The sequence below is a fragment of the Mesorhizobium sp. WSM4829 genome (assembly GCF_055811475.1).
Window position 1 is genome coordinate 119,287 of record NZ_JBVVQJ010000021.1, and the last position, 6,570, is coordinate 125,856.

At 64.0% G+C, this 6,570-nt stretch carries 3 protein-coding genes and 1 pseudogene; 2 read left to right on the forward strand and 2 right to left on the reverse strand.

Annotated features, from left to right (window positions below; translation table 11 throughout):
• Positions 1 to 110 precede the first annotated feature (110 nt).
• The gene (locus tag AC0L17_RS20590) at positions 111 to 725 is read left to right on the forward strand and encodes a LysE family translocator (RefSeq protein ID WP_023800471.1); all 615 of its coding nucleotides are present in this window, start codon (positions 111 to 113) and stop codon (positions 723 to 725) included.
• Between the two features lie 9 nt (positions 726 to 734).
• On the opposite strand, the gene AC0L17_RS20595 is transcribed toward AC0L17_RS20590, so the two are convergent.
• Both AC0L17_RS20595 and AC0L17_RS20600 read right to left on the reverse strand, forming a co-directional pair.
• Positions 735 to 1,058: a YciI family protein gene (locus AC0L17_RS20595; protein WP_091592503.1), complete on the reverse strand. Its 324-nt coding sequence runs from the start codon at positions 1,056 to 1,058 to the stop codon at positions 735 to 737.
• Positions 1,059 to 1,218: 160 nt separating this feature from the next.
• Positions 1,219 to 1,386: pseudogene (locus tag AC0L17_RS20600) on the reverse strand (peroxidase-related enzyme); the annotation flags it as partial.
• Positions 1,387 to 1,522: 136 nt separating this feature from the next.
• Between AC0L17_RS20600 and AC0L17_RS20605 the strand changes: the two are divergent.
• Positions 1,523 to 6,331: an NAD-glutamate dehydrogenase gene (locus AC0L17_RS20605; RefSeq protein WP_473517176.1), complete on the forward strand. Its 4,809-nt coding sequence runs from the start codon at positions 1,523 to 1,525 to the stop codon at positions 6,329 to 6,331.
• Positions 6,332 to 6,570 lie beyond the last annotated feature (239 nt).

A 6,570-nucleotide genomic window follows, 5' to 3' on the forward strand; every position in this document is an offset into this window, starting at 1 on the left:
GGGGCAGCGCCGGCGCCTCTTCAGAGGGCAAAGTTCTCCGCAAGCTGCAGGGGTGCCAAATCGCCGCCGATCGGATATCCTTTAGCTTTATGACGCTCGAAGGCACTCACATGCACGTCACCTCGCTTTTGATCTTCGCTGCCGCCCTTTTCGTCGCCGCGGGCTCGCCCGGCCCCTCGATTGCCGCCCTGGTGGCGCGGGTTATCGCAAAGGGCTTTCGCGACGTGTTTCCATTCCTGCTCGCCATGTGGATCGGCGAGGCCATCTGGCTGTCGCTGGCGGTGTTCGGGCTGGCGGTGGTGGCGCAGACCTTCCATCTCGCCTTCGTCGTGCTGAAATGGGTCGGCGTCGCCTATCTCGCCTACCTCGCCTGGAAGATGTGGACGGCCCCGGTCGAGGCGCGCGAAGGCGAGATGCCGCGCGAGGAGTCGGCCGTCAAACTGTTCTTTGCCGGCATGGCGGTGACGCTCGGCAATCCCAAGATCATGATGTTCTACCTGGCGCTGCTGCCGACCATCATCGATCTCGCCTCGGTGACGGTCGTCGGCTGGATCGAGCTGACGCTGACCATGGCCGTGGTTCTGGTCGCCATCGATCTGGCCTGGGTGCTGGCGGCAGCGCAGGCGCGAAAACTCTTGAAGAGCAGGCGGGCGATGAAGATCGCCAACCGCGTCAGCGCCACCACCATGGCCGGTGCCGCGGCGGCGATCGCGGCGCGATCCTGAGCCGGTGCGTCAGCCCATTTCGATGATCGGCGCGATCTCGACGCTGAAACCCGGGTCCTTCAGGATAGGACAATCCTTAGCCTTGGCGACGGCATCGTCGATGTCGTTCGCTTCGATGATTGTGTAACCGGCGGTCGGATTGCTGCCGCCATTGTTCTCGACCTTGCCGCCGGGCAGCACGGTCTTCGACATGCCGACCGGATTGCCACCGTCGACCACGGCCGAGCCAAGCTTGCCGTACCACCCGTTCCAGGCATCCATCGCTGCTTGCCGTTCGGCCTCGTCGGTCGGCATCTTGCCGGAGCCGTGATAGACATAGAGAAATTTCGCCATGTTCTCCTCCGTTGATCTTCCGTTGATCGGCGGGCGTCGAACCGACATGCGGTCACGCCGCAGGGGCAATCATCGGACCAAACCGGCAAAGACGCAACGAGAATGCGAATCACCAATGTGAGGCCCGGTTGGCTCGCAATCGCCATGCTCTCACCGCGCCATCGCCTGGTATGTCGGTGAAGGCATGCAGCTTCGTCTCATCGAAAGCGTAGGCCAAAAGCACGTTGGGAACGAGACCGAGCTTCTCCTCGCATTTGGCGAAATAGGCTTTCGTCGCTTCGCTCAGTTCCGCAGGCACGAGGTCAAGTGCGATGATTTTGTCTTTCATGGCGGATTTTCTCCTCATTTTCGGTGACCCACCGGCGAATCCCGACATTTCGTCGCAAGCGGTCAAACCTTTGTCGCCAAATATCGGTCATCTGCTACCATAGTCGCAAAACATATGACGGGAGGGATTTAGCGACATGGCCGGCCTGAAATCTGCAAGCCAGTTGAAAAAGATAAGCACGGCCAAGGGCAGCGAGAAACCCGGCAGGCTTGCCGATTACCTGCTGGCCCGTGCGCCGGCCGAAGATGTCGCCGCCTATGAGGTCACCGCCCTCGAACGCGCAGCCGATCTCGCCGGACGCGCCGTCGCCAGGCACAAGAAGGGCGATTGCGTCGTCGCCATAGAGGTTGATTCCGGTGTCGTGCGCCAGGGCAGGCCGATGACGGTGATCACCGTCGTCAACGACAACATGCCGTTCCTGTTCGATTCCATCCTCGGCGAGATCACCGAGAGCGCCGGCGAACCGCTGCTGGTTACCCATCCGGTCATCGTCGTCAGGCACGGTAAGAGCGGCGTCGACGAAATCCTCGGCGATGGCGGCTTCGCCAAGGGCGATCACAGTCATGAACGGCTGAGCGTCATCCACGTCCATATCGGCCGTCTTTCGTCCGAGCAGGCCGAGGCATTGGCTGACCGGCTGAAGAAAATATTGGGCCAGGTGCGCGCCGCCGTCACCGACTGGAAGCCGATGCTGGCCCGCCTCGACCAGGCAATCTCCGAGTTCCGCTACGCTCCGGTGCCGCTCGACAAGGCCAACGTCACCGAAGCGATCGCCCTCCTCGAATGGCTGCGCGACGACAATTTCACCTTCCTCGGCATGCGCGAGTTCAAATATACCGGCGGCGAGAAGAGCGGCACCCTGGAGCGCACCGAAAAGCCCGGCCTCGGCATCCTCTCCGATCCCGACGTGCTGGTGCTGCGGCGCGGCACCGAAGCGGTGTCGACGACGCCGGAAATCCGCGCCTTCCTGCACGGGCCGGAACCGCTGATCGTCACCAAGGCCAATGCCAAATCGTCGGTGCACCGCCGCATCTATCTCGATTACATCGGCGTCAAGACCTACACCGCCAAGGGCGTGCTTGCCGGCGAGCTGCGCATTGTCGGCCTGTTCACCTCGACTGCCTACACGCGCTCGGTGATGAAGATCCCCTACCTCAGGTCGAAAGCCGAAACCATCATCGCCAAATCCGGTTTCAACCCTGAAGACCACTCCGGCAAGGCACTGATCAACGTGCTGGAGAGCTATCCGCGCGACGAGCTGTTCCAGGTTCCGGTGGCGATCCTGCGCAAGCACGCCGAAGCCATTCTGGGGCTGATCGAGCGGCCGCGCGTCAGAGCGCTGGTGCGCGCCGATCAGTTCGACCGCTTCGTCTCGATCCTCGTCTTCGTGCCGCGCGACCGCTACGACAGCGTCGTACGCGAGAAGATCGGCACCTATCTCAAGACGGTGTTCCAAGGCCGGCTGTCGGCCTACTACCCGGCCTTTCCGGAAGGCGGGCTGGCGCGCGTCCATTTCATCATCGGCCGTTCCGGCGGCAAGACGCCGAAGGTCGACCAGGCGACGATCGAGGCAGCGATCCGCGCCATCGTGCGGACCTGGGACGACATTCTGCGCGAGACCGCGGCCGAGACCGGCGCCGATGCGGCGCTCACGGCGATCGCCTCGCGCTTCTCGGGAAGCTATCGCGACAGCTTCTCACCGGCGGAGGCGCTGGCCGATGCCGGGCGCATCGCCAGGATCAGCGCGGCCAATCCGATCGCCATAGACTATTATCGTCATGCCAACCAGGAACCGCATCAGGCGGCGCTGAAGATCTATCACCATGGCAGCCCGGTGGCGCTGTCGCGGCGGGTGCCGGTGCTGGAGAACATCGGTTTCCGCGTGATCAGCGAGCGCACCTTCGAGGTCGGGGACGAGGCTTCCGGTATGATCGATAGTGATCAGCCGGGCATGGTCTTCATCCACGACATGGAGCTCGAAAACAGCTACGGCAAGCCAATCGACCTTGGCGACCGCGGCGCGCTGTTCGAGGACGCGTTCCTTTCCGTCTGGCGCGGCGACATCGACAATGACGGCTATAATGGCCTTGCCCAGACCGCCGGCCTGTGGTCGGGCGAGGTTTCCATCCTGCGCGCCTATGGCCGCTATCTGCAGCAGGCCGGGATTCCGCAAAGCCAGGATTTCATTGCCGCCGCACTCAACCGCTATCCGCAGATCGCGCGTGGCCTGCATGAGCTATTCGTCGCTCGCCTCGGACCGACGGCGCAGACGGAAGGGGTGGTCGCGGCCAGGCACCTCAAGGCCAAGGTCAGGGATGCGCTGGAAGAGGTTCCCAACATCGATGACGACACCATTATCCGTCGCTACCTCAACCTGATCGAAGCATCGCTGCGCACCAATCATTTCGTCCCCGATCTGAAGGAGAAGGGCCAGTCGCTGGCGATCAAGCTCGACTCGCAAGCGATCGACGGCCTGCCGGCGCCGCGGCCGTGGCGGGAGATCTTCGTCTACGGGTCCGAGGTCGAGGGCGTGCATCTACGCTTCGGCCCGGTCGCCCGCGGCGGCCTGCGCTGGTCGGACCGCGCCCAGGACTACCGCACCGAGGTGCTCGGCCTGGTCAAGGCCCAGCAGGTCAAGAATGCCGTTATCGTGCCGGTTGGCGCCAAGGGCGGTTTCTATCCGAAGAAGCTGCCGATGGGTGCCGGTCGCGACGCCATCTTCGAAGCCGGCGCGTCCGCCTACAAGAATTACGTCTCCAGCCTGTTGTCGATCACCGACAATATCGGCCTGGACGGCGTCATTCCGCCAGATGGGGTCGTGCGGCGCGACCAGGACGACCCCTATTTCGTCGTCGCCGCCGACAAGGGCACCGCAACCTTCTCCGACACCGCCAATGCCATCAGCGAGAAGCATGGCTTCTGGCTCGACGACGCCTTCGCCAGCGGCGGCTCGGCCGGCTACGACCACAAGAAGATGGGCATCACCGCCAAGGGCGCATGGGAAGCGGTCAAGCGGCATTTCCGCGAGATGAACCGCGATATCCAGGCCACACCCTTCACCGTTGTCGGCGTCGGCGACATGTCAGGCGACGTGTTCGGCAACGGCATGCTCCTGTCCGAGCAGACCCGGCTGATCGCCGCTTTCGACCATCGCGACATCTTCATCGATCCCGCTCCCGACATGGCAGCTTCGATGGCCGAGCGCCGGCGCATGTTCGCCCTCGCCCGTTCGAGCTGGCAGGACTACGACAAGACAAAACTGTCCGAAGGCGGCATCATCGTCTCGCGCAGCCAGAAATCGATCACCCTGCCGCCGGCCGCGGCCGCGGCGATCGGCCTCGGCAAGACGACCGCCTCGCCGGTCGAGATCATGAGCGCCATCCTCAAGGCGCCGGTCGACCTTTTGTGGTTCGGCGGCATCGGCACCTATCTCAGGGCATCGACGGAAACCAACCAGGACGCCGGCGATCGCGCCAACGATGCTATTCGGGTGACTGCGCTCGAAGTGCGCGCCAAGGTCATCGGCGAGGGCGCCAATCTCGGCGCGACGCAGCGGGCCCGCATCGAGTTCGGGCTGAATGGCGGGCGCTGCAATTCCGACGCCATCGACAATTCGGGCGGCGTCAACTGTTCCGACGTCGAGGTCAACATCAAGATCGCGCTGGCTTCCGCCATGCGCAAGGGGGCGCTGACCCGCCCAGCGCGCAACAAGCTTCTCGCCGAAATGACCGACGAGGTGAGCGCGCTGGTGCTGTCCAACAATTACGAGCAGACGCTGGCGCTGTCCCTTGCCCGCAAGCGCGGCCTTGCCGATATCGCCCATCAGAGCCGTTTCATGGCAGCGCTCGAGGCGCGCGGCCTGCTCGACCGCAATGTCGAAGCTCTGCCGTCGCCGGCAGCCCTTGCCGAGCGCGAGGCGCGCGGCGAGCCGTTGACCAGAGCCGAGCTCGGCGTGCTGTTGGCCTATGCCAAGATCGTGCTGTTTTCCGACATCGTCGCCAGCGACGTGCCGGACGATCCGCATTTCGACCGTGATCTGATGGGCTATTTTCCGGACCGTATGACGAAGAAATTCGCGGCCGAAATCCATGGCCATCGCCTGCGCCGCGAAATCATCGCCCGTGTCGTCGCCAATGATCTGGTCAATCGCGGCGGCCCCCCCTTCGTCAACAGGCTGCAGGAAGCAACCGGCCGCAGCACGGCCGACGTGGTCCGGACCTTCGCTGTGGTGCGCGACGGCTTTGGCTTGCCGGCGCTCTATCGCCAGATCGACGCGCTCGACAACCAGATCGACGGACAGGTGCAGCTCGACCTTTATCAAGCCGTCACTCGGCTTACCTATGTCGCCAGCGGCTGGTATCTCAAGAACGATGCCAGCACCGCTCCGCTGGGCCAACGGATCGCCGAATTGCAGAACGCCCGCAAGGCACTGGAGCCGAAGCTCACTTCGCTGCTTCCGGCCTTCTCGCGCGAGCGGATAGAGGAGCGACGGCATGGTCTGGCCAAGGGCGGCGCGCCCGAACAGCTGGCAGAACATCTGGCGCTGACCGATGTGGCCGGCGTCGTGCCAGACATCGCGCTGACGGCCCGAACGGCCAACGCCGACATCATCGCCGCCGCCAAGGCGTTTTTCGCGGTCAGCGATGCCTTCCGCATTCCGCGCGTCGAGGATGCGGCGCGCTCGATCGCGCCGTCCGACTACTACGATCAATTGGCGCTTTTCCGCGCCACCGACATGATCGGCGCAGCCAGGCGCGGCATCGCCGTGGCGGCGCTCACCGGCCATGCCGGGGCGGCGGACCCGGTGGCGGCATGGCTGGAGGCCGGCGGCGAGAGGGTCGGGCGCATCCGCGAGCGGCTGCAGGCGCTGACCGAGGGCGGCGACATCACCGTGTCGCGGCTGTCGGTGGCATCGGGGCTGATCAGCGACCTGACGGCGCTGTGAGCTGTTCACTTCACAAGGCCGGCGCTGCCCCTCATACGGCTGCCGCCACCTTCTCCCCGTATAGTGACGGGGAGAAGGAACTTGCTGCAATGCCAGCGCCTTTTCTGCAACGGCAGCCGTTCGCGAAACCGCCGATGACAATGTCTTTCTCCCCGTCCCTATACCTATCGGATTCACACATCGAGCGTGGCTCCGTACTTGATGGCTTGGAACTCTGCGAGGCCGATGCGCATCACCTT

Excerpts from the sequence above, each read along its gene's own strand:
- AC0L17_RS20595 (WP_091592503.1), bottom strand. The coding sequence starts at position 1,058 with ATGGCGAAATTTCTCTATGTCTATCACGGCTCCGGCAAGATGCCGACC.
- AC0L17_RS20605 (WP_473517176.1), top strand. The coding sequence starts at position 1,523 with ATGGCCGGCCTGAAATCTGCAAGCCAGTTGAAAAAGATAAGCACGGCC.
- AC0L17_RS20590 (WP_023800471.1), top strand. The coding sequence starts at position 111 with ATGCACGTCACCTCGCTTTTGATCTTCGCTGCCGCCCTTTTCGTCGCC.